Raw genomic sequence first — 23,492 nt, forward strand, 5'->3', positions numbered from 1 at the left:
CCGCTGGGCATATGCTCGGTGAGGGCGCATCGGCAGCCATCCGCTGATACCCCTGCCGGGCACGTCACAAACGTCGCAGCGCGAAGAACGAAATGAGGCGAACACCAGCTGTGAGCAGCTCAACTTCCCAGTTCGGACAGAACCAGTGGCTAGTCGACGAGATGTATCAGAAGTTCAAACAGGACCCATCCTCGGTCGACGCGAGTTGGCACGAGTTCCTCGCGGATTACACACCGGAGGCCACCGAATCCGGTAACAGCCAGGCTCCGGCTCCCGCCGCCGCTCCGGCACCGGCTCCCGCGCCTGCCGCCGCGGCTCCCAAGCCCGCTCCGGCTCCCGCTCCGGCGCCGGCGCCCGCCGCCAAGCCTGCTCCCGCCACCGTGCGCGCGCCGCAGACAACGCCGGCCCCGGTGTCCAACGCACCGGCCGCCGCGCCCAAGGCCGCCGCTGTCGCCGTTGCCGACGAGAGCAAGGTGCTGCGCGGCCCCGCCGCCGCCATCGCGAAGAACATGTCGGCCTCGCTGACGATCCCCACCGCGACCTCGGTGCGCGCGATCCCGGCCAAGCTGATGATCGACAACCGCCTGGTGATCAACAACCACCTGGCCCGCACCCGCGGCGGCAAGATCTCGTTCACCCACCTGCTCGGTTACGCGATCGTCCAGGCGATCAAGGCGTTCCCGAACATGAACCGCCACTTCGCCGAGATCGACGGCAAGCCCAACGCGGTCACCCCCGCGCACACCAACCTGGGCCTGGCGATCGACCTCGCGGGCAAGGACGGCAACCGTTCGCTGGTGGTCGCGGCCATCAAGGAAACCGAAGAGATGAGCTTCGGTCAGTTCCACTCCGCCTACGAGGACATCGTCCGCCGCGCCCGCGAGGGCAAGCTCGGCGCCGACGACTTCTCCGGCGTCACCATCTCGCTGACCAACCCGGGCACCATCGGCACCGTCCACTCCGTGCCGCGCCTCATGCCGGGCCAGGGCGCGATCATCGGTGCGGGCGCCATGGAGTACCCGGCCGAGTTCCAGGGCATGAGCGACGAGCGCCTCGCCGACATCGGCGTCGGCAAGCTGATGACGCTGACCTCGACCTACGACCACCGCATCATCCAGGGTGCCGAGTCGGGCGATTTCCTGCGCACCATCCACAACCTGCTGATCTCCGACGAGTTCTACGACGAGATCTTCCACGGCCTCGGCGTGCCGTACGAGCCGATCCGCTGGCGCAAGGACATGGCCGAGCGCGGTGTCGACAAGAGCGCCCGCGTGCTGGAGATGATCGCGGCCTACCGCAACCGCGGTCACCTGATGGCCGACACCGATCCGCTGCGCCTGGTCAAGGACAAGTTCCGCAGCCACCCCGACCTCGACGTCACCGAGCACGGCCTGACCCTGTGGGACCTCGACCGCACCTTCAACGTCGCGGGCTTCCACGGCCAGGAGCGGATGAAGCTGCGCGACGTCCTGTCGATCCTGCGCGACGCCTACTGCCGCCACGTCGGTGTGGAGTACACCCACATCCTCGAGACCGATCAGCTGCGCTGGATCCAGGAACGGGTCGAGCAGAAGCACGTCAAGCCGACGGTCGCCGCGCAGAAGTACATCCTGAACCGGCTCAACGCCGCCGAGGCGTTCGAGACCTTCCTGCAGACCAAGTACGTCGGCCAGAAGCGGTTCTCGCTCGAGGGCGCCGAGGCCGTCATCCCGATGATGGACGCCACCATCGACCAGTGCGCCGAGCACGCGCTCGACGAGGTCGTCATCGGCATGCCGCACCGCGGTCGCCTCAACGTGCTGGCCAACATCGTCGGCAAGCCGTACTCGAAGATCTTCACCGAGTTCGAGGGCAACATGAACCCGGCGGCCACACACGGCTCCGGCGACGTGAAGTACCACCTCGGCGCGCAGGGCCAGTACCTGCAGATGTTCGGCGACAACGAGATCGAGGTCTCGCTCACCGCGAACCCCTCGCACCTGGAGGCGGTCGACCCCGTCCTCGAGGGCCTCGTGCGCGCCAAGCAGGACCTGCTGAACAAGGGCGACGGTCCCGAGGGCTTCTCGGTCATGCCGCTGATGCTCCACGGTGACGCCGCGTTCGCCGGTCAGGGCGTGGTCGCCGAGACGCTGAACCTGGGTGGCCTGCGCGGCTACCGCGTCGGCGGCACCATCCACATCGTGGTGAACAACCAGATCGGCTTCACCACCGCGCCGGAGAACAGCCGCTCCACCGAATACTCCACCGACATCGCGAAGTTCATCGGCGCGCCGATCTTCCACGTCAACGGTGACGACCCGGAGGCCTGCGACTGGGTCGCGCGCCTCGCGGTCGACTTCCGGCAGAAGTTCCGCAAGGACGTCGTCATCGACCTCGTCTGCTACCGCCGCCGCGGGCACAACGAGGGCGACGACCCCTCGATGACCCAGCCGGAGATGTACGACGTCATCGACACCAAGCGTTCGGTCCGCAAGGCCTACACCGAATCGCTGATCGGCCGTGGCGACATCTCCATGAAGGAGGCCGAGGACGCGCTGCGCGACTACCAGGGTCAGCTGGAGCGCGTGTTCAACGAGGTCCGCGAGCTGGAGAAGTACGTTCCGGAGCCGTCGGAGTCCGTCGAGGACGACCAGAAGGTGCCTGCCACCGTGCAGACCGCGGTCGACAAGTCGGTCCTGCAGCGCATCGGCGACGCGTTCAACACCCCGCCGGACGGCTTCAACGTGCACCCGCGCGTCAAGCCGGTGCTGGAGAAGCGCCGCGAGATGGCCTACGAGGGCAAGGTCGACTGGGCCTTCGCCGAGCTGCTCGCCTTCGGCTCGCTGATCGACCAGGGCCACGACGTGCGCCTGACCGGTCAGGACTCGCGCCGCGGCACGTTCACCCAGCGCCACGCGGTCATCATCGACCGCCTCAACGCCGACGAGTACACCCCGCTGCACAACATCGGCTCGGAGAAGCCGGGCTGGTTCGCGGTGCACGACTCGGCGCTGAGCGAATTCGCGGCGGTGGGCTTCGAATACGGCTACTCGCTGGGTAACCCGAACGCGCTGGTCCTGTGGGAGGCGCAGTTCGGTGACTTCGTCAACGGCGCGCAGTCGATCATCGACGAGTTCATCTCCTCCGGTGAGGCCAAGTGGGGCCAGCTCTCCGACGTCGTGCTGCTGCTGCCGCACGGCCACGAGGGCCAGGGCCCCGACCACACCTCGGGTCGCATCGAGCGCTTCCTGCAGCTGTGCGCCGAGGGTTCGATGACGGTCGCGGTTCCGTCGACGCCGGCGAACTACTTCCACCTGCTGCGCCGCCACGCACTGGACGGCATCCGCCGCCCGCTGATCGTCTTCACCCCGAAGTCGATGCTGCGCAACAAGGCCGTGGTCTCCGACATCAAGGACTTCACCGAGTCGAAGTTCCGTTCGGTGTTCGACGAGCCCACCTACGAGCAGGGCATCGGCGACACCACCAAGGTCAAGCGCATCCTGCTGACCTCGGGCAAGCTCTACTACGAGCTGGCCGCGGAGAAGGCCAAGCAGAAGCGCGAAGACGTGGCCATCGTCCGGGTCGAGCAGCTCTACCCGATCCCGACGTACCGCCTCAACGAGGCACTGGCCAAGTACCCCAACGCGACCGACATCGCCTGGGTCCAGGAGGAGCCCGCCAACCAGGGCGCCTGGCCGTTCTTCGGCCTCAACCTCCCCGAGGTCCTCCCCGACCGCCTTGGCAAACTGCGCCGCATCTCCCGCCGCGCCATGTCGGCCCCGTCCTCGGGTTCGTCGAAGGTCCACGCCGTGGAACAGGCCGAGATCATCGCCGAGGCCTTCGAGCCGACCGCGTAACCGGTTACCGCACAACGGCGAACGCCGGGTGGATCAGCACGATCCACCCGGCGTTCGCCGTTTCGGTCGGTGGGTGATCAGCCCGCGTTCCGGGTACACACCACGTCGATGACCTTGGTGCCGCTCAGATCGGACGAGCCGAAGTTGGCCAGGCGCGCGATCGGAACACCGTCGGAGAGCCGGTCGATGGCCTTGCGAATGGCCTCACTCCGATTCGGCCCCGACGCCGCGGCGACCCACCCCTGGTCGTTCCACACCACTGCACCGCACCCGTTGGCCCACGTGGTCATGACCCCGCAGTCCTCCCCGCCCTTGGCGGCACAGGCGTCGAGCACCGCGCCCCGCGCCCCCTCCGCACTGTCCCAGTTCGCCGAGCTCCAGCTCTCCCACATCTGCTCGCTGAACCCGATCGCTCCCCACAGGTCCCCCGCAGCATTGGCCGACCCGGCACCCAGCACCGACCCGACCGCAAGGCCCACCGCCGCCACCGCAACGCCGGCCCTACCGATAAAACTCATCCGACAGTTCTCCTCTTGCGAACAGTTCCGAGGATCGGAACCACACAGAAAACCACGAATCCGCCACTCCCGCAAATTCTTTCGATGACGGCCCGGAATCCGCACAGGAATCACCGAAGCCGAAATGGGGGCGGGTCCGTCCAGGATCCGCCCCCATCGTCCGCTTCCTACTTGTTGAGCGTGATCCAGGCCTGGCCCGAGAGTTGTTCCAGTTCAGGGTGGTTCGGATAGATGTCGGCGGTGGCGACGACGGTCGCCTCGACGCGGCCGGGGCCGGGCGCCATGCCCATGCCGGTGATCACGCCGTCGGGAGCATGTTCGATGACGCCGTTGCTGTCGACCTTGTGGGACTGGCCGTTCGCGACGCCGGTGTCGAGGTTCTTCCACCGCACCGAGACTCGGTAACCCTCACAGTTCTGCCCGGTCTGGACGATTTTCACCCGGACCCCGAGCTGCCCGGCCTGCGGCTGTGGCACCGTTTCGGCATTGATGATGGCCGCACAGCCGTTCCCCGGCACCCGGGCGAGGGTCGGGTTGAACTGGACGACTTGATCGGACGGCAGGGCCGTCGCTGGACCGCTGAACCCGACGAGCGCGGCAACGGCCGCTGCGGCGGCCACCCCGACCTGAACCGAAACCCGTTGACGTTGTGTGCTTTTCAGACTCATGTTCAGGAATTCGCCGCTCGCCCCGAGGTCGTTAACCACCGTAATGGTCTCAATGAGGCAACAGGCCCACCGGCAACGGGAGAGACGTGGGTCACAGAGTCCTCTTAACCGCCTGGCACACAACCCTCACGGTTGCCCGGTAGGGTCCGCGGACACGACCAGGAGAGGTGACGCAGGTGAGCGGACGAAACGGATTCCTGCTATTCGGCGGGATCTCGTCGGTCGGGGCGGGAGCGGTGCATTTCCTGGCCGCCGGAATGCACACCGACCACGCCACGCTGGCGCGGCTGATGGTCGTCCTCGCCGCGATCCAGTGCGCCGCCGGATTGGCGGTACTGCTGAACGAGCGCAAGCTCGTGGTGACGTCGCTGATCGCGGTGAACGCGTTCGCGGTGGCGGTGTGGGCGTTCACCCGTTTCGCCGATATCCCGTGGGTCACCGGATTGACCGCGGAGTCACCCGGTGTCGCCGATACCGCGTGCGCCGCGCTGGGTGCGCTCGCCGTGATCGGTGCGGCCATCGCGCTGCTCCGGCCCACCGCGACCCTGCCGCCGATGCGGTCCGGGATCGCGGCCGCCGCGGTGGGTGTGCTCGCGGTGGCGGCGATGCTCAACGGTGTCGGGCACGTGCACAGTCACGGCGAAGGCGGCGACGGACATTCGCACGCGGCGGGCGACGAGCACGGTCACACCGGCGACGCGTGGCCGCGCCCGTTCGACCCGGCCCAGCCGATCGACGTGTCCGGTGTGCCTGGCGTGACCTCGGAGCAGGAGCAACGCGCCGCCGACCTGATCCGCAGCACCATGGCCGGGCTGCCCGCCTTCGCCGACGTGACGACCGTCGGCGCGCTCGGCTTCCGCTCGATCGGGGACGCCGCCTCCGGCTACGAGCACTACGTCAACACCGGCTACATCCGCGACGACAGCTTCCTCGACGCCACCCGCCCGGAGTCGCTGGTCTACCGGGTCGACGGGCAGAACCGCACCCTGGTCTCGGCCATGTACATCGCCAAGGGCAAGAAGATCGACGACCCCGCCCTCACCGACTACGCCGGTCCGCTGATGCAGTGGCACGTCCACGACAACCTGTGCTGGAAGGCAGGCGACAACGGCCCCCAGGTCGCGGGCGTCACCGACGCCGCAGGCAATTGCCCGCCCAATTCGATCAACCCCGGATCGGGCAATCCGATGGTCCACGTCTGGATCGCCCCGCACCAATGCGGCCCGTTCGCAGCCCTGGAAGGTCACGGCGCCGGCCAGGCGAGCACCACCGACGGCCGGCGCGCCGACACCTGCGGCACCCACGACCACGGCGGCGGCCACAAATAGCGACTGGCCAGAGCAGTCCCCAGCGCGTCATATTCGTAATAGGGAGGCACGATGGTGACGACAGTGGAGATTCCGGACGAGCTCCTAGCCGAAGCCCTGCGGCTGACCGGACTGCCGACCAAGAAGGCTGTCATCAATCTCGCGATGTCCGAGCTCGTCCAGGGGTATCGGCAGCGTGAGGCACTGACCCGGCTCAAGCGCTTGGACCACAACCCCTTCCTGACCGAGGACGAGCTGGCGGCCGATCAGGGCGACGCGAGGTGACCGCGACAACCGTCCGTCCGAGATACCTCCTCGACCAGTCGGTGATGTCGCACTATCGGACGAACGCTGCGATCGAACGCGCCATCGACGAGCTGGCCATCACCGGAGCGCTGCGCTCGTCCACGGTGACCATGGACGAAGCCCGGTTCAGCGCTCGCGACAACGCCGACCTCGGCTTCCTCACCGAGCTCTACGGTTCGGTGTTCCACTGGCTGCCCGCCGACGACATGGGCGAATCGGATCTCGGCGCTCAGCTCGGCTGCACCCAGCGACGCAACGCGTCGATCGTGGTTTCCGGGGAAGTGTTGAAGCAGAACCGGATTCCCGGGACCAGCTCGGATGCGACATTGATCAGGCGCTCGAACAGCAGGGTGTGTTCGGGCGCCATCCGCACCCCGGCGCCGATCATGGCGACCCGGAAGTCCCGGCCAGCCACGCACTCACGCAGCTGTTCCTCCGCCGCATCGGGGTCGGCGGGTAGCTGACAGCTGACGAGGTCGAAACCCGCTTCGCGCAAAGCGGTTTCACCGGCGGCGATGCGGGCGGTGAGGGTCGCCTCGTCGAGCTGCGGGTAGCGGGAGTAGTCGACGGCGCTGGGGTGCAGTCCGATCGACAGCACGGTCTGCGGATTCTGTTGGGCCACTGCGTCCTCCATTCTCATCAGATACGCGATAGCGCCCAGACCCGCGAGCACTGTCGCGAGCAGGACGCCCGCTCTCACCACGACGTGGTGCCCGTGCGGTCGAAGAAGCCGCCGGTGGGCCCGTCCCGGTCGACCGTCGCCATGGCCACGACGGCATCGGTGCCCTCGGTGACGGTCTGGAACCCACTGTGCCCGTTGAGGTCCGTCGCGGTGTAGCCGGGATCGACCGCATTGACCTTCATGCCGTCGAGTTCACTCGCGTACATGACGGTGAGCATGTTCAGCGCCGCCTTAGTGCTCGGGTAACCGAGAGCCGGTGGCAGCAGACCCGCCCATTTCGGGTCGGTGATGGTAGCGATCGAGCCGACTCCACTGGAGACCATGACGATCCGAGGATGCCCGGACAGGCGAAGCAGCGGCAGGAACGCGCTGGTCACCCGGATCGGACCGAAGACATTGGTCTCGAAAACCTCCCGCAGGTCGTCGGGCCTGGTGTAGCCCGGTGCGGTGCGCGGACCGCCGATCCCCGCGTTGTTGATCAAGACGTCGAGGCGGCCCGCCTCGGCTTTTACCGCGTCCGCGGCGGCGGCGACGGAGTCGTCGGAGGTCACGTCCAGTGCGACGAACCGGACGTCGAGCCCGGCCGCGGTGAATTCACCCGCCGCCGCCTCGCCCCGAGCGGTGTCGCGCGCGGCCAGGTACACCTGCCAGCCCGACCCGGCCAGCCTGCGGACCGTTTCCAGGCCCAGTCCCTTGTTGGCCCCGGTGACCAGGGCGATCGTCTGTGTCATGCACCCAGATTCGCGCCGCGACGGGCCGCGCTCCAGTGCCGACGAGGCATAGGACGGGCGATACCAGGGCCTACGACGCCGGCACCGGCGACCCGGATTCGGCCCGCGCACCGGCGACACGGATGCCGCGCAGCAGCACGATCGCGGCGATCACCACCACCGGCCCCGGAGTCGGTTCGACGATGACAGCGCACACCACACCCCAGCCGAGCACCGCCCACGCGAGGAATTCCGGCGGAACAATGCCGCGCCGGTCCATCCACACGATGAGCGAGCCGACGAGCAGCAGCGGCCAGCCGAAACCGGCGGGATTGGCCCAGAAGCTGTTGGCCGCCGGGGTGTCCTCCCACCAGTGACCCCACAGCTCGAGGGACAGCCATTCGTCGAAGGAAGACGAGCTGAGCAGCAGTCCGATGGTGAGATGTCCGCCGCCGATGATCGCGAGCACCACCCCAGCCCACTTGATCATCCGATTCACGCCCTGTCGCTCCATCACGAACCCCTCATATCTATACGGCACCGTATAAGTCACAGCATATCGGCTATTTATACGTATCCGTATAGATCCAGCGATATGGTCTGCGACACAGGCAGCACCGGATGGGATTCGCGGTTCCACCCCGCGCCCGAGGACCTGCGGCACCATGGAGCACATGGACAGAGCGGAATTGGCGACCGTCCTGCGCAGCGCGCGATCTCGGCTCACCCCCGCCGACGCGGGTCTGCCCGCCGGATCACGCAGGCAGGTGCCCGGGTTGCGGCGCGAGGAAGTGGCGAGTCTGGCCGGGGTGAGTGTCGACTACATCGTGCGCTTGGAGCAGGGGCGCGGGCCGAAGCCGTCCGATCAGGTGCTCGGCGCGCTGAGCAGGGCGCTGCGGCTCACCGATGTCGACCGTGATCTGGTCTATCGGCTCGCCGGATCCGAACCGCCGCAGGCCGGGCGCATTCCGCTGGTCATCCGCCCGAGCGTGCAGCGGCTGCTGGATCGACTGGCCGACCTGCCGGTGCTCGTGCTCTCCGCCAAGTCCGACATCCTCGCGTGGAATCCCCTGTCGGCGGCCCTGCTCGGCGATTTCTCCGCGATCCCGCCCGGCCGGCGCAACATCATGTGGCAGCGCTTCCTCGGCACCGGCATGGGCCGCGTCGTCATGACGCCCGAGGAGGCCGACAGCAATGCCGCCGCCTGCGTCGGCTGCCTGCGCGCGGTCAAGGCCGCCTATCCCGACGACCCCGACCTGACCCGATTGCTCACCGAACTCCGCACCGGCAGTGCCGAATTCGAGGCGCACTGGCAGGCGGGCCGCTCCAGCGTCATGCACAGCCTCACCAAGAAGATCGCCCATCCACACCTGGGCACGCTCACCCTCGACTGCGACGCCATGCACGTCCCCGACACCGACCAGACCGTCATCATCTACTCCGCGCCCCCGAACACCCCCACCGCCACCGCCCTCGACCTACTCCGCGTCACCGGCCTCGAAACCTTCGTGGCCCCAACGGAATAACCACTGGACCCGACGCATACCACCTGGTTACGGTGCCTTCCTCGAAAAGGAGGACCGATGATCACCGCACCGCGCACCACGACCCTGTGGCGGCCGACGGGCCCCGAAGAGCTGGCGCTGGTCGCCGAATTAGGATGGCGCGCCTGGCCACCGCGCCTGCCCGACCAGCCGATTTTCTACCCGGTGCTGAACGAGGCCTACGCGGTGCTGATCGCCCGCGACTGGAACGTGCCCGCGTCCGGCGCGGGTTATGTGACGCGGTTCGACGTGCGCACCGACTATCTGGACAACTACGACGTGCAGCAGGCCGGTGGTCGCGACATTCTCGAATATTGGATTCCCGCTGCGGATCTCGCCGAGTTCAACCGCCACATCGTCGGCACGATCGAGGTGGTGCGCCGCTTCCCGGACGACGCACCGGTTCCCGGCATCTGACGGGTCAGGCGGCGCCGGTGCGTTCATTCGGCGCCGCCGCCCGGATCGCCGCGACCGCCGCCCGCGGATCGTCGGCCCAGAAGGCGACGGTACGCACCGTGTAGTCACCCTGCGGGGTAGTGAAGGTCTGCGGCGCGGTCAGGTCCACCCGGACATTCGTGGAGCTGCCGACGGGGAGGGCGAGGGTGTCGTTGCCGATGAGCTGCAACGACTTCGAACCGTCGTAGGCGCGCAGATCGTTGCGCACGTTGCGGACGGTGGCGAGCGGGATGTCTAGTTCGGTGCGGCGCAGGTAGCGGATCCGGAGTCGGTCCGGAGTGAGGACGTGGGGGTACATGTGGTGCGCGGCGAGCATGCCGAGCATCCAGAACAATCCCCAGACGCCCAGTGCCAGCGCGGCGAGCCGCACGGGTGGCCACGGGATGATCAGGTGCACCGCGGGAATCTCCACCGCGCTGACCACGATGAACGCCCAGATGACGGCCGAGACGGCACCCGCGTACCGAATCGGCGTGCCGTCCGCGGTATCCGGCCTGCGGGCGACTGCCCTGGCCAGGCTCACCCAGATGTCGATTTCGAGCCGGACGAAACAGCGTCCGAGCCGCATGATCGGGCGCATGATGCCCTCCTTTGCAATACAACTGCATTGTAAAGAGTGCGAGGCCGCTATGGCAATACAACTGCATTGTGAAAAGATGGGCGGATGCCGAAACGGGTGGACCACAGCTCACGCAGGGCGACGATCAGCGACGCCGTGATGCGGCTGCTCGCGCGCGACGGCCTGGAGGCGATCAGCCTGCGCCACGTCGCCGCCGAGGCAGGCGTCTCCCCCGGCCAGGTGCAGCACTATTTCCCCAGCAAGGACGCGATGATGGAGTTCGCGGCGAGCACTATCGCCGACCGGATCGCCACCCGCATCGCCGCCGCGGGCCCAGATCCCGACCTGCACCACATCCTGACCGCGTTGCTCCCCACCGACCCCGACTCGGCCGCCGACTCCCGCACCCTGATCGGCTACCTCGCGTTCGCCTCCGTACGCCCCCAGATCGCCGAAACCATGGCCACCAACGGCCGAGCCTTCCGCGACCACATCGCCGGCATGCTCCCCGACCATCCCGACCCCACGACCGCGGCCAACACCCTGCTCGCCCTCCTCGACGGCCTGGCCCTACACGTCACCCTCGGTCAACTCCCCGCAGCGGACGCAGGCACACTGCTGACATCCGCGATCGACGGCGTTCTCGCACAGGAGAAATGACGTTCGCGCGAGTCGACGACGCCCCTGGCACGAGCCGATCAGACAGACCCTTTCGGATCTGTTGCCCGGGTCAGATCGAGGTCGAGGTCGAACGGCAGTGCGACCTTCAGTCGATCGTGATGGATGCCCACGGTGGTGTACTTCTGCGTAGCCGGATCGAGTTCATAGGCGTAGACGACCGCGCGCCCGTCTACATTCTCGACGCGCCAGAAGTACGGAATACCCGCCTCGGCATAGAGCTGCGGTTTGCGATGACGATCGCGTTCGAGCGAGTCCGGTGAGACGACTTCAATCGCCAGCACGACATCCTCCGGACGGAATGTCGTCTGATCCAAGCCCGTGACGCCCACCGAATCGACGACCATAACGTCGGGTTCAGGTCGCTGACGAGAGCCGAGCGTCACCGTCATCTCACGAATGCTGTCGAAGCCCTCCGGAGCCTGCCGCATCAATTGCACATGGAGGAACGTGACGACGAGCAGGTGGAATCGCATCTGCGGACTCACGAAGACCAGGCTCCCGTCGATCAGCTGAGTGTGCGGCGGCAGTTCACTCAGATGATCCAGGTCTTCGGCGAAATACCCCCGCGGTGGCGGCACCGGCCAGCTCAACGGAGCTCGCTCCCCCGATGGCATCGGATCCGCAGTCATGGGTCCCTCGCTCGTCGCACGGCGATCGTCTGACCTCGCCATTATGGCACGTGACCACTGACCGCCACCCTCGCAGACGATCAGCGATCACGCCGACTGTCGAGGCGGCCGGACTATCCGCTCCAGCTCTACGACCGACCATCACCACGGGCACGGTCGGCGTACGACAATCGTTGTTCGCCAGCGGGTTTGATGCTCGCCGTAGCGGGCACCCGGTCGCGACGACGGCCGGGTGCCTGAGGCTGTGCAGTCAGACGGTGAGCTCGGCACCCCGAGCGGCCCGGTGCGCGACGACGGCTCGTTCGGTGTCGGCCATGACCAGTTCGGCGTTGATCTGCGCACCCGCCATCGCGCCTGCCGCGGCGGCGGCACCGACCTGGGCGGACGGGTCGGTGGCGTTGCCTGCGATCCAGACGCCGGGGACCGCGGTGCGGCCGACCGGGTCGGCGGGGATGTGATCGCCCATGCCGGAGGGGTGCGGCTCCGGGGTAAGACCGAGGTCGGTGAGGAAGGTGGCCCTGGTGTTCATGCGTGGGCCGACGACGAGGGCGTCGCGGTCGAGGACGGTGCCGTCGGCCAGGCGGACGCCGGTGAGCTTGTCGGTCGCCAGTACTTCGACGACCTCGCCGTCGACGATCCGAATGCCGCGGGCGGCAAGCTTTTCCGCGTCCTCGACGCTCAGCGGGGCGGCCGTGTGGGTCAGGAACACGATGTCGTCGCTCAGCTGACTGAACAGCAGGGCCTGGTGCACCGACATCGGGCCGCTCGCCAGGATGCCGATGCGCTGGTCACGCACTTCCCAGCCGTGGCAATAGGGGCAGTGCAGGACCTCGTTGCCCCAGCGTTCGCGCAGGCCCGCGACCTCGGGCAGTTCGTCGGCGAGGCCGGTCGCGACGAGAATCCGGCGCGCCGCCACCACGCGTCCGTCGGCCAGTGTCACCAGGAATTCGTGACCTGCGCCGTCCGAGCTTCCCACCGCGGCCGAGGATCCGGTGGCCATGATCGAATCATCCACTCCCACTGCGGATTCCGTGGCGCTCGATCGGCGCTCGACCGTGACCACCTGCCCGGACACCACATGCCCGCCGTACCCGCGCACCTCGGCGCGCCCCCGCTCGAGCAGTTCCAGCGGCGGCATCCCTTCCCGCGCCAGCAAACCGTGCACACCGTCGGCCGGTGCGTTGCGCGGCGACCCACCGTCGATCACGGCGACCGAGCGCCGCGAGCGGGCCAGCATGAGCGCCCCGTTCAGCCCGGCCGCGCCGCCGCCGAGGACCACCACGTCGTAGGTGTCGTTCAACTCTGTCATCTGAAGCCTCCTTCGGCGACCACCGTGCACCAGCACTCGAACAAGTGGCAATTTTTCTTGCTGACATGGCAAACTGGTAGCCATGGACGACCTCGAAGAGACCCTGGGATCGGTCGGCCCCCGGCTCCGCTCCCTGCGCAAACAGCGCCGGACCACCCTGGCCGACCTGTCGGCCGAGACCGGCATCTCGGTCAGCACCCTGTCGCGCCTGGAATCCGGCGACCGCAAACCCACCCTCGAACTACTGCTTCCCCTGGCCAAGGCACACGGCGTGACCCTCGACGAACTCGTCGACGCCCCACCCACCGGCGACCCGCGCATTCACCTGCGCCCGATCACCCGCCACGGCATGACGATGCTGCCGCTGACCAAACGCGCCGGCGGCATCCAAGCCTTCAAGATGATCATCGCCCCCAACGCCCGCAACCGCCCGGACGAACCCCAGGTCCACGAGGGCTACGAATGGCTCTACGTCCTCAACGGCCGCCTGCGCCTGATCCTCGGCGACAACGACATCGTCCTCACCCCCGGCGAAGCCGCCGAATTCGACACCCACATCCCGCACTGGTTCGGCTCCGCCGACGACCACCCCGTCGAATTCCTCAGCCTCTTCGGCAAACAGGGCGAACGCGCCCACCTCCGCGCCCGCCCCAAGAACTCCGACTGATCGCGGCCGACAGAACCGAACGGCGGCGGCTCAGCTCTGCAACGCGGCGATCAGCGCGGGGCTCAATGCCAGTGCGGGAAGCGATTCCACCAGCAGGTCGACCAATTGTTCTCGGGTGACCGGCTTTTCGATCATCCACGTGAGGATGGTTTCCTCGACGAAGGCGATCCAGCCTCGGATGGCGAGGGTGAGCCGGGCCAGGTCCGGGTCGGCCGGGGGCAGCGGGAGCTCGCTGACGATGAGGTCGGCGATGATGGAGCGGGTGCTGTCGACGTAGCCCGACATTTCGGGGGTGACGCTCGCCGGTCCGCGCAGGACGGAGCGGTAGGACGCCGAGCGTTCGGTGACGTAGTCGACGAAGCGCTCGATGGAGTCGCGGAGCATGTCGAACAGGGACAGTTCGCGATTCGGCGCGATCGCGGTGTAGAACTCCTCGATCACATACCGCGCGATGGCCTCGTGGAACTCCTGCTTGGAGGCGAAGTAGTGGAACAGCAGTCCGCGCGAGATGCCGGCCTGCTTGGCGATGTCGTCGACCGAGATGTCCTCGAGCGACCGCTCGGCCAGCATCTCGGCGCCGAGGGTGATCAGCTGTAGCCGACGTTCCTCGGGGCTGAGCCGCACACGCTTGGTCGCTCCCGAACTCCTGATACTCACATCAACCATCCTAGCCACTACTGAACTCAGCTCAATAGCTGTTGACTCCGGCTCAATAGGGACGTAGTCTGCCTTACATGAGTCGCAAGGTTACAGACAAAGCCGTCGCCAACCGCGCCGTCCGCCACGTCAAGACGATCATCGTCGGCAGTGGGTTCGCGGGCCTCGGTATGGCCATCCGGCTGCATCAGCAGGGTCGCGATGATTTCCTCGTCCTCGAGCGCGGCAGCGATGTCGGCGGCACCTGGCGGGACAACACCTACCCCGGTGCCGCCTGCGACGTGCCATCGCACCTGTACTCCTACTCGTTCGCGCTGAACCCCGACTGGTCGCGCTCGTTCTCCAAGCAGGGCGAGATCCAGGCCTACATCCGTGGCGTCGCCGAGCAGAACAACGTGCTCGACAAGCATCTGTTCGACTGCGACGTGCTCGGCATGCGCTGGAACGCCGAGACCGCCCGCTGGGACATCACCACCAGCAAGGGCGACTTCACCGCCGAGACCGTGGTCTCCGCGGTCGGCGCCCTGTGCGAGCCGTCGCTGCCCGACATCAAGGGCATCAACGAGTTCGAGGGCGAGATCTTCCACTCGGCCCGCTGGGACCACGACGTCGAGCTCGCGGGCAAGCGGGTCGCCGTGATCGGCACCGGCGCCTCGGCCATCCAGATCGTGCCTGCCATCGCAGGCAAGGTCGCCCACCTCGACCTGTACCAGCGCACCGCGCCGTGGCTGCTGCCGCGCATGGATCGCCCGTACCTGCTGCCGGAACGCCTGGCGTTCAAGTACATTCCGGGCGTGCAGCGACTGTCCCGCGCGGCCATCTACGCCGCCCGCGAGACCCAGGTCGTCGGCCTGGCCAAGTACCCCGCGCTGATGAAGATCTTCGAGACGATCTCGCGCGGCAAGCTGCTGGCCGAGGTCCGAGACCCGGTCAAGCGCGCCAAGGTCACCCCGAACTACCGCATCGGCTGCAAGCGCATGCTGATCTCCAACGAGTACTACCCGGCGATCGACCGCGACAATGTCGAGGTGGTCACCGACGGCATCGCCGAGGTCAGGGCAGGCTCGATCGTCACCAAGGACGGCACCGAGCGCGAGATCGACGCGCTGATCGTGGCGACCGGCTTCCACGTCACCGACTCCCCCGCCTTCGAGACCATCACCGGCCGCGCCGGGCAGACCCTGTCCGAGCAGTTCGACGAGGTCGGCCAGCGCGGCTACAAGGGCTCGACCATCGAGAACTTCCCGAACATGTTCTTCCTGCTCGGCCCGAACGTCGGCCTCGGCCACACCTCGATGGTGTTCATGATCGAATCGCAGATCAACTACGTCGCCGACGCGCTGGCTACCATCGATAGGCAGAACCTGCGCACCGTCGAGGTCCGCCCCGAGGCCGTGCGCGCGTACAACACCGAACTGCAGGCGAAGATGGCCGACAGCGTCTGGATGAACGGCGGCTGTGCCAGCTGGTACCTGGACAAGCACGGCAACAACACCACACTGTGGCCCGATTTCACCTTCCAGTTCCGTAGGCTGACCAAGAATTTCGACGTCGCGGCCTACGACACGACTGCTTCGACCGACTCCGACACCGAACTGAAAGTGGTGGCAGCACAGTGAGCAATGATGCTTACTTCACGAACAAAGTCTGTGTGATCACGGGTGCCGGGTCCGGCATCGGCCGCGCGCTGGCCGAGAACCTGGCCCGCCGCGGCGCCAAGCTGGCGCTGTCCGACATCGACGCCGAGGGCCTTGCCGAGACCGTGCGCATCGTCGAGGGACTGGGCGCGCAGGTCAAGTCCGACCGGCTCAACGTCGCCGAGCGCGAGTCCTTCCTGGTCTACGCCGATTCGGTGAAGGCGCACTTCGGCGTCGTGCACCAGATCTACAACAACGCCGGTATCGCCTACCACGGTGATGTCATCAAGACCGAGTTCAAAGACATCGAACGCATCATGGATGTCGACTTCTGGGGCGTCGTCAACGGCACCAAGGCGTTCCTGCCGATGCTGATCGAGTCCGGCGACGGCCACGTGATCAACGTGTCCTCGCTGTTCGGCCTGGTCGCCGTGCCCGGCCAGGCGGCCTACAACTCGGCCAAGTTCGCGGTCCGCGGCTTCACCGAGGCGCTGTACCAGGAGATGCGGATTTCCAAGGCGCCGGTCAAGGTCACCTGTGTGCACCCCGGCGGCATCAAGACCGCCGTCGCGCGCAACGCCACCTACGCCGAGGGCATGGACGGCGCTACCGCCGCCTCGCTGTTCGACAAGTACCTGGCGATCCACACCCCGGAGATGGCCGCGCAGACCATCACCGAGGGTGTGCGCAAGGGTCACGCCCGCGTGCTGATCGGCTGGGAGGCCAAGATGCTCGACGTGAGCGTGCGCTTCCTGGCCTCGGGCTACAGCCGGATCTCGGCCGTGGTCAACGGCCGTTTCATGCCGCACTGACCCGAGCGAAATTCAGGTAACGCCATGCGCGAGTTCAAGATTCCGCTGCCGATCGCCCGTGTGTTGCTCGACCCGGTCTTCCGGGTCACGCTCAACGCGCGGCTGCCGGTGGCGGTGCAGCGCGCTCTGCTCGACGCGGTCTCCCTGCTGCAGCTGGTGCCCGACGGTTCCGTCGTGCAGCACCTGCAGCTGGGGGGCCGCCCGGCCGAGCGGGTCATCGCGGAGACCGCGATCCCGGGTTCGCGTACCCGGGCTGTCCCGCCGGAGCGTGCCGCCGGCGCGATCCTGTACCTGCACGGCGGCGGCTACGTGGTCGGCTCGCTGACCACGCACCGCTCGCTGGTGGCGCACCTGGCGCAGGAGACCTCGTGCGCGGTCTACGCGCTGGACTACCGGCTCGCGCCCGAACACCCGCTCCCGGCCGGCCTCGACGACGCCGAGGCCGCGTTCCTGGATCTGGTGCACAACGTCGGTTACCGGCCCGACCAGATCTGCCTGGCCGGTGACTCGGCGGGCGGCGGCCTGGCGCTGGCGCTGGCCCAGCGGCTGATCGACAAGCACGCGATGACGCCTGCTGCCCTCGGCCTGATCGCACCCTGGGTCGACCCGACCCAGGTGCCCGCCAAAGCCCGCGACCTGGTGATCAACCGGGCGTGGTCGCAAGCGTGCGCCGCCTACTACCTCGGCGACGGCGCCGCAACCGATGCGGGCTACGCCCCGCTCACCGGAAACCTGCTCGGCCTGCCTCCCACCTACGTGCAGGCCGATGTGAGCGAACTATTGCACGATCAGTGTTGCCAGCTCGTTTCAGCCCTGCGTGGGGCGGGTGTGCATGTCCGCTTCACCGAAACCCGCGGCCTCTGGCACGTCGCGCAACTGCAGGCCGCGCTGGTCACCGAGGCAGCGCTGGCACTCAGCGAACTCGCAGAATTCCTGCGAGAAGCAATTCAGCCGGTATCGATCGACGATTTACGATAAAGCCTGGTGACGGGCAATTCGGGCGGCGATATCGCGGCCCACGCGAACGTGTCGTAGATTACTGGCGAGTAGAACCCACTGGAAGGGCACAGATGCGAGAGTTCGAAGTTCCGGCTTCCTACACCATCCCGGACGATGCGAACAATTCCGACAACGTCTTCCGCTTCGGCAAAGAGACGCCGAACACGGTGTTGTTCAACGTCCCGAACGGCAGCGGCGGCTGGAACGACGTGACGGCGGCACAGTTCGAGAAGGCCGTCACCGGCGTCGCCAAGGGCCTGATCGCCTCGGGCATCGAACTGGGCGACCGCGTCGCCATCATGGCGGCCACCCGCTACGAGTGGTCGCTGCTGGACTTCGCGATCTGGGCCGCCGGTGGCGTGACCGTCGCGATCTACGACAGCTCGGCCGCCGAGCAGGCCAAGTGGATCCTGCAGGACTCCGCGACCAAGCTGCTGGTCGTCGAGAACGACAAGCACCGCGCCACGATCGACGAGATCGAAGCCGGCTCGCTGCCCGCGCTGGCCGAGACCCTGCAGATCGACAAGGGCGCGGTCGACGAGCTGACCAAGCGTGGCGCCGATCTCGACGACGAGGTCGTGCACGCGCGCCGCAAGCAGGTCGGCTCGGCCTCCCCGGCCACCCTGATCTACACCTCGGGCACCACCGGCCGCCCCAAGGGCGTGCAGCTGACCCACGCGAACCTGTGGGCCGAGTCGCGTTCGGGCGGCATCGAGCTGTCCGCCTTCGTCTCCGAGGGCCAGAAGACCCTGCTGTTCCTGCCGCTGGCGCACGTGTTCGCCCGCGCGGTCGCGCTGATCGCCTTCGATTCCAAGGTGACCGTCCGCCACAGCTCGGACTGGACGACCCTGGTCGAGCAGTTCGGTGAGTTCAAGCCGGACTTCATCCTCTCGGTGCCGCGCGTGTTCGAGAAGGTGTTCAACTCCGCCAAGCAGAAGGCGCACGACGGCGGCAAGGGCAAGATCTTCGACGCCGCGGCCGAGACCGCCATCGCCTACAGCACGGCGCTCGAGACCAAGGGCGGCCCCGACCTGCTGCTCAAGCTCAAGCACTTCGTCTTCGACAAGCTGGTCTACAGCAAGCTGCGGGCGGCCCTGGGCGGGCAGTGCCTGGCCGCGGTCTCCGGTGGCGGCCCGCTGGGCGCGCGCCTGGGCCACTTCTTCCGTGGCGCCGGCGTCACGATCTACGAGGGCTACGGCCTGACCGAGTCCACCGCCGCGTTCACCGTCAACACCCCGCAGTTCATCCGGGTCGGCTCGGTCGGTCGCCCGATCCAGGGCCACGCGGCCAAGATCGCCGAGGACGGCGAGCTGCTGCTCAAGGGTTCGGTCGTGTTCGGCGGCTACTGGGGCAACGCCGAGGCCACCGAGGAAGCGTTCGAGGACGGCTGGTTCAAGACCGGCGACCTCGGCGCCATCGACGCCGACGGCTTCGTCACCATCACCGGCCGCAAGAAGGAAATCCTGGTCACCGCGGGCGGCAAGAACGTCTCCCCCGCCGTGCTCGAGGACTCCCTGCGCGCGCACCCGCTGATCAGCCAGGTCATGGTCGTCGGTGACGGTCAGCCGTTCATCGGCGCGCTGATCACCCTCGACCCGGAGGCGCTGCCGGGCTGGAAGGACCGCAACGGCGTCGCCGCCGACACCGCGATCGAGGCCCTGATCGAGAACCCGGCGCTGGTCGCCGAGGTACAGGCCGCGATCGACGAGACCAACAAGAAGGTCTCCAAGGCCGAGGCGATCAAGAAGATCCGCATCCTCCCGGTCGACTGGACCCAGGAGGGTGGCGAGCTCACCCCGAAGATGTCGCTCAAGCGCGCCGTCGTCATGAAGCAGTACGCGGGCGAGGTCGACAAGATCTACTCGTGATCGAATAGTTCGTACCGCCGACACGGCCGGTTGCCCGCCAGGGCGACCGGCCGTGTCGCGTTTCCGGGTCACAGCGAGACGAGTTCGGGATCCCGGGCGGGCACGGTGGCCGGAGCGGGCAGTGGCTCCGGGCGGTTGCGCACGAACAGCATCGAGGCGATCACCCCGGCCAGCAGGGCGAGCCCGGGCAGGTACATCGCCTCGCTCATCGCGGCACTGAACGCGGCGCGCAGCGCCTGTGGCACGGCACCGGTCACCGCGCCGTGCACATCCGCCTCGCCGTCGAAACCGTGCGCCGACAGTCGCGCCGCGATCAAGGCGGCGATGGCCGCGCTGCCGAGCACCGCGCCCAACTGACGGGTGGTGCTGTAGACACCGGACCCCGCCCCGGACTGGTGCGCGGGCAGGTTCCTGGTGGCGATGGCGGGCAGCGGCGCCCAGATGCAGCCGTTGGCCACCCCGCCGAAGGCCGCGATCACCGCGAAGACCGCCAGCGGGGCATCCGGGTCGGCCACCAGCAGCGCCAGCCCGCCGATGACGCTCGCGAGCAACGCGAAACCGACGCCGGGCAGGACCGCCGGGTGCAGCCGCGCGGAGAAACGGCCGGCCAGGGGCGCGCAGACCACGGTGCCCAGCGCCATCGGCGCGAGGACCAGCGCCGCCGCGGTGGGCGAGAGCCCGCGGACCCCCTGGAAGTAGAAGTAGGCGGGGACCATCGCCGCGTTGAACCCCACGCCCATCGCCCCGACGGCCAGGCTCGACAGCGCGAAATTGCGGTCCCGGAACAGGCTCAGCGGCAGCAGTGGCTCCCCGTCGGCCTGCGCCTGGTGCGCGACGAACACGACCATCGTCGCCAGTCCGCCGCCGATGAGCAGCCACACCTGGGCCGACCAGTTCTGGTGTTCGCCCTCCTGGATGCCGTACACCAGCAGGAACAGACCGATGCCGCTGAGCAGCACGCCGACCAGGTCGAAGCGGCGCATGCCGGTCGGCAGGACGGGCAGCAGCCAGGCGCCCAGCGCCAGCGCGACGATGCCGACCGGGATATTGAGGAAGAAGATCCACTGCCAGCCGAGGCTGTCCACCAGGACACCGCCGAGCAGCGGGCCGACCAGGGTCGCCAGACCGGCCGCGCCGCCCCAGACACCCATCGCCGCACCGCGCTGCTCGGCCGGGAAGATACGGGCGATCACCGCCATCGTCTGCGGGACGAGCAGCGCGGCGCCGATGCCCTGGACGCCACGCGCCACGATCAGCATGTCGACGGTGGTGGACAGCCCGCACCACAGCGAGGCCAGCGTGAACACCGAAAGACCGCTCAGATACAGGTATTTGGGCCCGACCCGGTCGCCGAGCCTGCCCGCCGCCAGCAGGGGAACGGCGAAGCCGAGCAGGTAGGCGCTGGTCACCCAGATGACCTCGGTGATATCGGCATCGAGGTCGCTCATGATCGCCGGGTTGGCGACGGCGGCGATAGTCATGTCCATCAGGATCATGAAGTATCCGACGATCAGCGCGCACAGCGCCCACCACGGATTACGTTGGAACAACACGGCTTTGGTTCCTCTTCTCGGCGACGGCGCGAAACCCGGATGCGCGGGCAGAGCCTTCGGAGCGCAGATGAATCACCGGTTATCCCGATCCGTCGCGCGCATGGCGTCAACCTCACGGCGACATCGACGATCGATGTTCGGTGACGGGAGTCACCGGATCGGCGGTTCCGCCATGCCGGGCGCTCGTGCTGCCACCAGCGGCGAGAACGCAATGAACTAAACAAACCGCCCAGTTCTGCGGATTTCTATGCCGAATCTGGATGCCGGTGATTCGCACCTCGCAGATCGAGGTGCTCGGATTCGGCGAATTGCCTTCGCGCACAGCTCACTTCGACGTCACCTGCGAGACACCGCCGTCGTGGAAGACCCTCGGCGCGGTACGCACATCGGCTACCAGGGCAATCCGGACGTAGGCTCGGGCCATGGCGTTCTTGCGGGTGGTGGCCGGGATCGTGGCGGCCGCGCTGGTGCTCGGGGTGGCCGAATTGGTCGCGGTGTTCACCGGCGCGGGCGGTGCGCCCGCGTACGCGCTCGGCGCGAGCGTCGTCGACCACACGCCGGACGGGATCCGGGAATGGGCGATCCAGACCTTCGGGACGAACGACAAGGCCGTGTTGTTCGTGTGCATGGGGGTGGTGGCGGTAGTGGTCGCCGGGCTGGCGGGGGCGCTCGAACGCGAAGGCAGGCCGATCGGGTCGATCACCTTCGGCGTCTTCGGGGTGCTCGCCGCCGTGGTCGGGGCGGGCCGGGTCGGTGGATTCGGCGGGGCACTGCCCGCGCTGATCGGTACTGCGGCAGGGATTCTCGCGTTGCGGGGACTGGCACGGCGTATCGACGAAGTAGTCCAGACGCCCGACGCGGCGGGAAGGCCGGAGCGGGTAGCCGACACGGGGACCGGGGGTGCCGGCCCGGCCGACACCGGTCGGACCGATGGCGCGGTCACCGATCCCGAGCGCGCGGGCGTCGGTCCGGCCGGTACAGACCAGATGGATGCCGACCAGGTGCGCGGCGGGCGGCGGCGAGTGCTCGGCGGGATCGCGGCGACCGGTGTGTTCGCCGTCGGTGCCGGGCTGGCGGGACGACTGCTCGGCGGGGCGCGTACCGACGTCTCGGCCGAGCGGGCGACCGTCGATCTACCGGCCCCCGCTACCCCGCTACCCGGTCTGCCGCCGGATGCCGAGCTGCGGGTTCCCGGTCTGACCCCCTATCTCACCGCGAACAGTGAGTTCTACCGGATCGACACCGCCCTGATCGTTCCCCAGCTGTCCACAGACTCGTGGTCACTGCGCATCCACGGCATGGTCGACCGCGAAATCACCCTCACCTGGGACGATCTCGCGCGCCGCGTACCGGTCGAACGGCTGGTGACGCTGGCCTGCGTGTCCAACCCGATCAACGGCGACCTGATCGGCAACGCCCGCTGGCTCGGCTACCGGCTCGACGAACTGCTCGCCGAAGCGGGCCCGCTGCCCGACGCCGACATGGTGCTCTCGACCAGCGAAGACGGCTGGACCGCCGGCACGCCACTCGCGGCACTCACCGACGGCCGCGACGCGCTACTGGCGATCGGCATGAACGGCGAACCGCTCCCGCTCCAGCACGGCTACCCCGCCCGGCTGGTCGTGCCCGGCCTCTACGGCTACGTCTCGGCCACCAAATGGGTCACCGAACTCGAGGTCACCCGCTTCGACAAGGCCACCGCCTACTGGACCCGCCGCGGCTGGTCGGCGCGGGGCCCGATCAAGACCGGTACCCGCATCGACACCCCGCGCGGCCGCGGCCGGATTCCCCAGGGCCGCACCACGATCGCCGGTGTCGCGTGGGCCCAGCACCGCGGCGTCACCGCCGTCGAAGTCCAGATCGACAACGGCGACTGGAGGCCCGCCCGTCTGTCCGCCGAGGTCTCCATCGACACCTGGCGCCAATGGGTCTACGACTGGGACGCCACCCCCGGCCAGCACACCCTCCGCGCCCGCACCACCGACACCACCGGCATCCCACAGACGGCGCTCCAGCAGGACGTCATCCCCGACGGCGCCACCGGCTACCCGACCCTCACCATCCAGGTGCAGTAGCGGCACAGCCTGCCGCAGC

General features: G+C 67.9%; 22 protein-coding genes. 12 read left to right on the forward strand and 10 right to left on the reverse strand.

Annotation, left to right across the window (positions count from 1 at the left end):
- The first annotated feature begins 92 nt into the window (after positions 1–92).
- A complete protein-coding gene (locus ACFWF2_RS02525) occupies positions 93–3,836 on the forward strand; it encodes a multifunctional oxoglutarate decarboxylase/oxoglutarate dehydrogenase thiamine pyrophosphate-binding subunit/dihydrolipoyllysine-residue succinyltransferase subunit (protein WP_379303815.1) in 3,744 nt (1,247 codons plus the stop codon).
- 77 nt (positions 3,837–3,913) lie between these two features.
- Here the strand turns inward: ACFWF2_RS02525 and ACFWF2_RS02530 are convergent, their stop codons facing one another.
- Positions 3,914–4,354, reverse strand: a complete 441-nt coding sequence (locus tag ACFWF2_RS02530) for a DUF4189 domain-containing protein (RefSeq protein ID WP_379303817.1) — start codon at positions 4,352–4,354, stop codon at positions 3,914–3,916.
- Between the two features lie 167 nt (positions 4,355–4,521).
- Positions 4,522–4,974, reverse strand: a complete 453-nt coding sequence (locus ACFWF2_RS02535) for a hypothetical protein (protein WP_379303819.1) — start codon at positions 4,972–4,974, stop codon at positions 4,522–4,524.
- Positions 4,975–5,198: 224 nt separating this feature from the next.
- On the opposite strand from ACFWF2_RS02535, the gene ACFWF2_RS02540 reads away from it, so the two are divergent.
- Both ACFWF2_RS02540 and ACFWF2_RS02545 read left to right on the forward strand, forming a co-directional pair.
- The gene (locus ACFWF2_RS02540) at positions 5,199–6,350 is read left to right on the forward strand and encodes a hypothetical protein (RefSeq protein ID WP_379303821.1); all 1,152 of its coding nucleotides are present in this window, start codon (positions 5,199–5,201) and stop codon (positions 6,348–6,350) included.
- Between the two features lie 51 nt (positions 6,351–6,401).
- A complete protein-coding gene (locus tag ACFWF2_RS02545; RefSeq protein WP_379303823.1) occupies positions 6,402–6,614 on the forward strand; it encodes a type II toxin-antitoxin system VapB family antitoxin in 213 nt (70 codons plus the stop codon).
- A gap of 250 nt (positions 6,615–6,864) precedes the next feature.
- On the opposite strand, the gene ACFWF2_RS02550 is transcribed toward ACFWF2_RS02545, so the two are convergent.
- The 3 genes from ACFWF2_RS02550 to ACFWF2_RS02560 form a co-directional block, all read right to left on the reverse strand.
- Positions 6,865–7,257, reverse strand: a complete 393-nt coding sequence (locus ACFWF2_RS02550; RefSeq protein WP_379303825.1) for a hypothetical protein — start codon at positions 7,255–7,257, stop codon at positions 6,865–6,867.
- Positions 7,258–7,331: 74 nt separating this feature from the next.
- A complete protein-coding gene (locus ACFWF2_RS02555; protein ID WP_379303827.1) occupies positions 7,332–8,048 on the reverse strand; it encodes an SDR family NAD(P)-dependent oxidoreductase in 717 nt (238 codons plus the stop codon).
- 70 nt (positions 8,049–8,118) lie between these two features.
- A complete protein-coding gene (locus ACFWF2_RS02560) occupies positions 8,119–8,517 on the reverse strand; it encodes a DUF6463 family protein (RefSeq protein WP_379303953.1) in 399 nt (132 codons plus the stop codon).
- Positions 8,518–8,701: 184 nt separating this feature from the next.
- On the opposite strand from ACFWF2_RS02560, the gene ACFWF2_RS02565 reads away from it, so the two are divergent.
- Both ACFWF2_RS02565 and ACFWF2_RS02570 read left to right on the forward strand, forming a co-directional pair.
- On the forward strand, positions 8,702–9,553 hold the full coding sequence (locus tag ACFWF2_RS02565; RefSeq protein WP_379303829.1) for a helix-turn-helix transcriptional regulator: 852 nt from the start codon (positions 8,702–8,704) through the stop codon (positions 9,551–9,553).
- A gap of 57 nt (positions 9,554–9,610) precedes the next feature.
- The gene (locus ACFWF2_RS02570; RefSeq protein WP_379303831.1) at positions 9,611–9,988 is read left to right on the forward strand and encodes an ADP-ribosylation/crystallin J1; all 378 of its coding nucleotides are present in this window, start codon (positions 9,611–9,613) and stop codon (positions 9,986–9,988) included.
- Between the two features lie 4 nt (positions 9,989–9,992).
- Here ACFWF2_RS02570 and ACFWF2_RS02575 read toward each other — a convergent pair whose 3' ends face one another.
- Positions 9,993–10,607 (reverse strand): hypothetical protein, encoded by a 615-nt coding sequence (locus ACFWF2_RS02575; protein ID WP_379303833.1) that lies wholly within the window; start codon positions 10,605–10,607, stop codon positions 9,993–9,995.
- Between the two features lie 84 nt (positions 10,608–10,691).
- Between ACFWF2_RS02575 and ACFWF2_RS02580 the strand changes: the two genes are divergently transcribed.
- Positions 10,692–11,246, forward strand: coding sequence for a TetR/AcrR family transcriptional regulator (locus ACFWF2_RS02580; RefSeq protein ID WP_379303835.1), 555 nt, complete (start codon positions 10,692–10,694; stop codon positions 11,244–11,246).
- 38 nt (positions 11,247–11,284) lie between these two features.
- On the opposite strand, the gene ACFWF2_RS02585 is transcribed toward ACFWF2_RS02580, so the two are convergent.
- A complete protein-coding gene (locus ACFWF2_RS02585; RefSeq protein ID WP_379303837.1) occupies positions 11,285–11,896 on the reverse strand; it encodes a Uma2 family endonuclease in 612 nt (203 codons plus the stop codon).
- Between the two features lie 250 nt (positions 11,897–12,146).
- Complete coding sequence (locus tag ACFWF2_RS02590; RefSeq protein WP_379303839.1) at positions 12,147–13,205, reverse strand: NAD(P)/FAD-dependent oxidoreductase; 1,059 nt, start codon at positions 13,203–13,205, stop codon at positions 12,147–12,149.
- Positions 13,206–13,287: 82 nt separating this feature from the next.
- Between ACFWF2_RS02590 and ACFWF2_RS02595 the strand changes: the two genes are divergently transcribed.
- A complete protein-coding gene (locus ACFWF2_RS02595; RefSeq protein ID WP_379303841.1) occupies positions 13,288–13,872 on the forward strand; it encodes a helix-turn-helix domain-containing protein in 585 nt (194 codons plus the stop codon).
- Positions 13,873–13,902: 30 nt separating this feature from the next.
- Here the strand turns inward: ACFWF2_RS02595 and ACFWF2_RS02600 are convergent, their stop codons facing one another.
- Positions 13,903–14,538, reverse strand: coding sequence for a TetR/AcrR family transcriptional regulator (locus ACFWF2_RS02600; protein ID WP_379303843.1), 636 nt, complete (start codon positions 14,536–14,538; stop codon positions 13,903–13,905).
- A 68-nt stretch (positions 14,539–14,606) separates the two neighbouring features.
- Here ACFWF2_RS02600 and ACFWF2_RS02605 point away from each other — a divergent pair, with 68 nt between their 5' ends.
- From ACFWF2_RS02605 to ACFWF2_RS02620, 4 genes are all read left to right on the forward strand, one after another.
- Positions 14,607–16,148 (forward strand): flavin-containing monooxygenase, encoded by a 1,542-nt coding sequence (locus tag ACFWF2_RS02605; protein ID WP_379303845.1) that lies wholly within the window; start codon positions 14,607–14,609, stop codon positions 16,146–16,148.
- On the forward strand, positions 16,145–16,978 hold the full coding sequence (locus ACFWF2_RS02610; protein ID WP_379303847.1) for an SDR family NAD(P)-dependent oxidoreductase: 834 nt from the start codon (positions 16,145–16,147) through the stop codon (positions 16,976–16,978). The genes ACFWF2_RS02605 and ACFWF2_RS02610 overlap by 4 nt, the downstream gene beginning before the upstream one ends.
- Positions 16,979–17,002: 24 nt before the next feature.
- Positions 17,003–17,956 (forward strand): alpha/beta hydrolase, encoded by a 954-nt coding sequence (locus tag ACFWF2_RS02615; protein ID WP_379303849.1) that lies wholly within the window; start codon positions 17,003–17,005, stop codon positions 17,954–17,956.
- Positions 17,957–18,048: 92 nt separating this feature from the next.
- Positions 18,049–19,845 carry an AMP-dependent synthetase/ligase gene (locus tag ACFWF2_RS02620; protein WP_379303851.1) on the forward strand — a complete coding sequence of 599 codons (1,797 nt, stop codon included), beginning with the start codon at positions 18,049–18,051 and terminating at the stop codon, positions 19,843–19,845.
- A gap of 68 nt (positions 19,846–19,913) precedes the next feature.
- On the opposite strand, the gene ACFWF2_RS02625 is transcribed toward ACFWF2_RS02620, so the two are convergent.
- Positions 19,914–21,398 carry a DHA2 family efflux MFS transporter permease subunit gene (locus ACFWF2_RS02625; protein ID WP_379303853.1) on the reverse strand — a complete coding sequence of 495 codons (1,485 nt, stop codon included), beginning with the start codon at positions 21,396–21,398 and terminating at the stop codon, positions 19,914–19,916.
- 422 nt (positions 21,399–21,820) lie between these two features.
- Between ACFWF2_RS02625 and ACFWF2_RS02630 the strand changes: the two genes are divergently transcribed.
- Positions 21,821–23,473 (forward strand): molybdopterin-dependent oxidoreductase, encoded by a 1,653-nt coding sequence (locus tag ACFWF2_RS02630; protein ID WP_379303855.1) that lies wholly within the window; start codon positions 21,821–21,823, stop codon positions 23,471–23,473.
- The last annotated feature ends 19 nt before the right edge of the window (positions 23,474–23,492 follow it).

The organism is Nocardia sp. NPDC060259 (genome assembly GCF_042728775.1).
Lineage (GTDB): Bacteria > Actinomycetota > Actinomycetes > Mycobacteriales > Mycobacteriaceae > Nocardia.

Bases quoted from the DNA above. Each gene is read 5' to 3' on its own strand.
- ACFWF2_RS02525 (WP_379303815.1), top strand. From the start codon at position 93: ATGAGGCGAACACCAGCTGTGAGCAGCTCAACTTCCCAGTTCGGACAG.
- ACFWF2_RS02530 (WP_379303817.1), bottom strand. From the start codon at position 4,354: ATGAGTTTTATCGGTAGGGCCGGCGTTGCGGTGGCGGCGGTGGGCCTT.
- ACFWF2_RS02545 (WP_379303823.1), top strand. From the start codon at position 6,402: ATGGTGACGACAGTGGAGATTCCGGACGAGCTCCTAGCCGAAGCCCTG.
- ACFWF2_RS02555 (WP_379303827.1), bottom strand. From the start codon at position 8,048: ATGACACAGACGATCGCCCTGGTCACCGGGGCCAACAAGGGACTGGGC.
- ACFWF2_RS02560 (WP_379303953.1), bottom strand. From the start codon at position 8,517: ATGATCAAGTGGGCTGGGGTGGTGCTCGCGATCATCGGCGGCGGACAT.
- ACFWF2_RS02565 (WP_379303829.1), top strand. From the start codon at position 8,702: ATGGACAGAGCGGAATTGGCGACCGTCCTGCGCAGCGCGCGATCTCGG.
- ACFWF2_RS02570 (WP_379303831.1), top strand. From the start codon at position 9,611: ATGATCACCGCACCGCGCACCACGACCCTGTGGCGGCCGACGGGCCCC.
- ACFWF2_RS02575 (WP_379303833.1), bottom strand. From the start codon at position 10,607: ATGCGCCCGATCATGCGGCTCGGACGCTGTTTCGTCCGGCTCGAAATC.
- ACFWF2_RS02580 (WP_379303835.1), top strand. From the start codon at position 10,692: ATGCCGAAACGGGTGGACCACAGCTCACGCAGGGCGACGATCAGCGAC.
- ACFWF2_RS02585 (WP_379303837.1), bottom strand. From the start codon at position 11,896: ATGACTGCGGATCCGATGCCATCGGGGGAGCGAGCTCCGTTGAGCTGG.
- ACFWF2_RS02590 (WP_379303839.1), bottom strand. From the start codon at position 13,205: ATGACAGAGTTGAACGACACCTACGACGTGGTGGTCCTCGGCGGCGGC.
- ACFWF2_RS02595 (WP_379303841.1), top strand. From the start codon at position 13,288: ATGGACGACCTCGAAGAGACCCTGGGATCGGTCGGCCCCCGGCTCCGC.
- ACFWF2_RS02600 (WP_379303843.1), bottom strand. From the start codon at position 14,538: ATGGTTGATGTGAGTATCAGGAGTTCGGGAGCGACCAAGCGTGTGCGG.
- ACFWF2_RS02605 (WP_379303845.1), top strand. From the start codon at position 14,607: ATGAGTCGCAAGGTTACAGACAAAGCCGTCGCCAACCGCGCCGTCCGC.
- ACFWF2_RS02615 (WP_379303849.1), top strand. From the start codon at position 17,003: ATGCGCGAGTTCAAGATTCCGCTGCCGATCGCCCGTGTGTTGCTCGAC.
- ACFWF2_RS02620 (WP_379303851.1), top strand. From the start codon at position 18,049: ATGCGAGAGTTCGAAGTTCCGGCTTCCTACACCATCCCGGACGATGCG.
- ACFWF2_RS02630 (WP_379303855.1), top strand. From the start codon at position 21,821: ATGGCGTTCTTGCGGGTGGTGGCCGGGATCGTGGCGGCCGCGCTGGTG.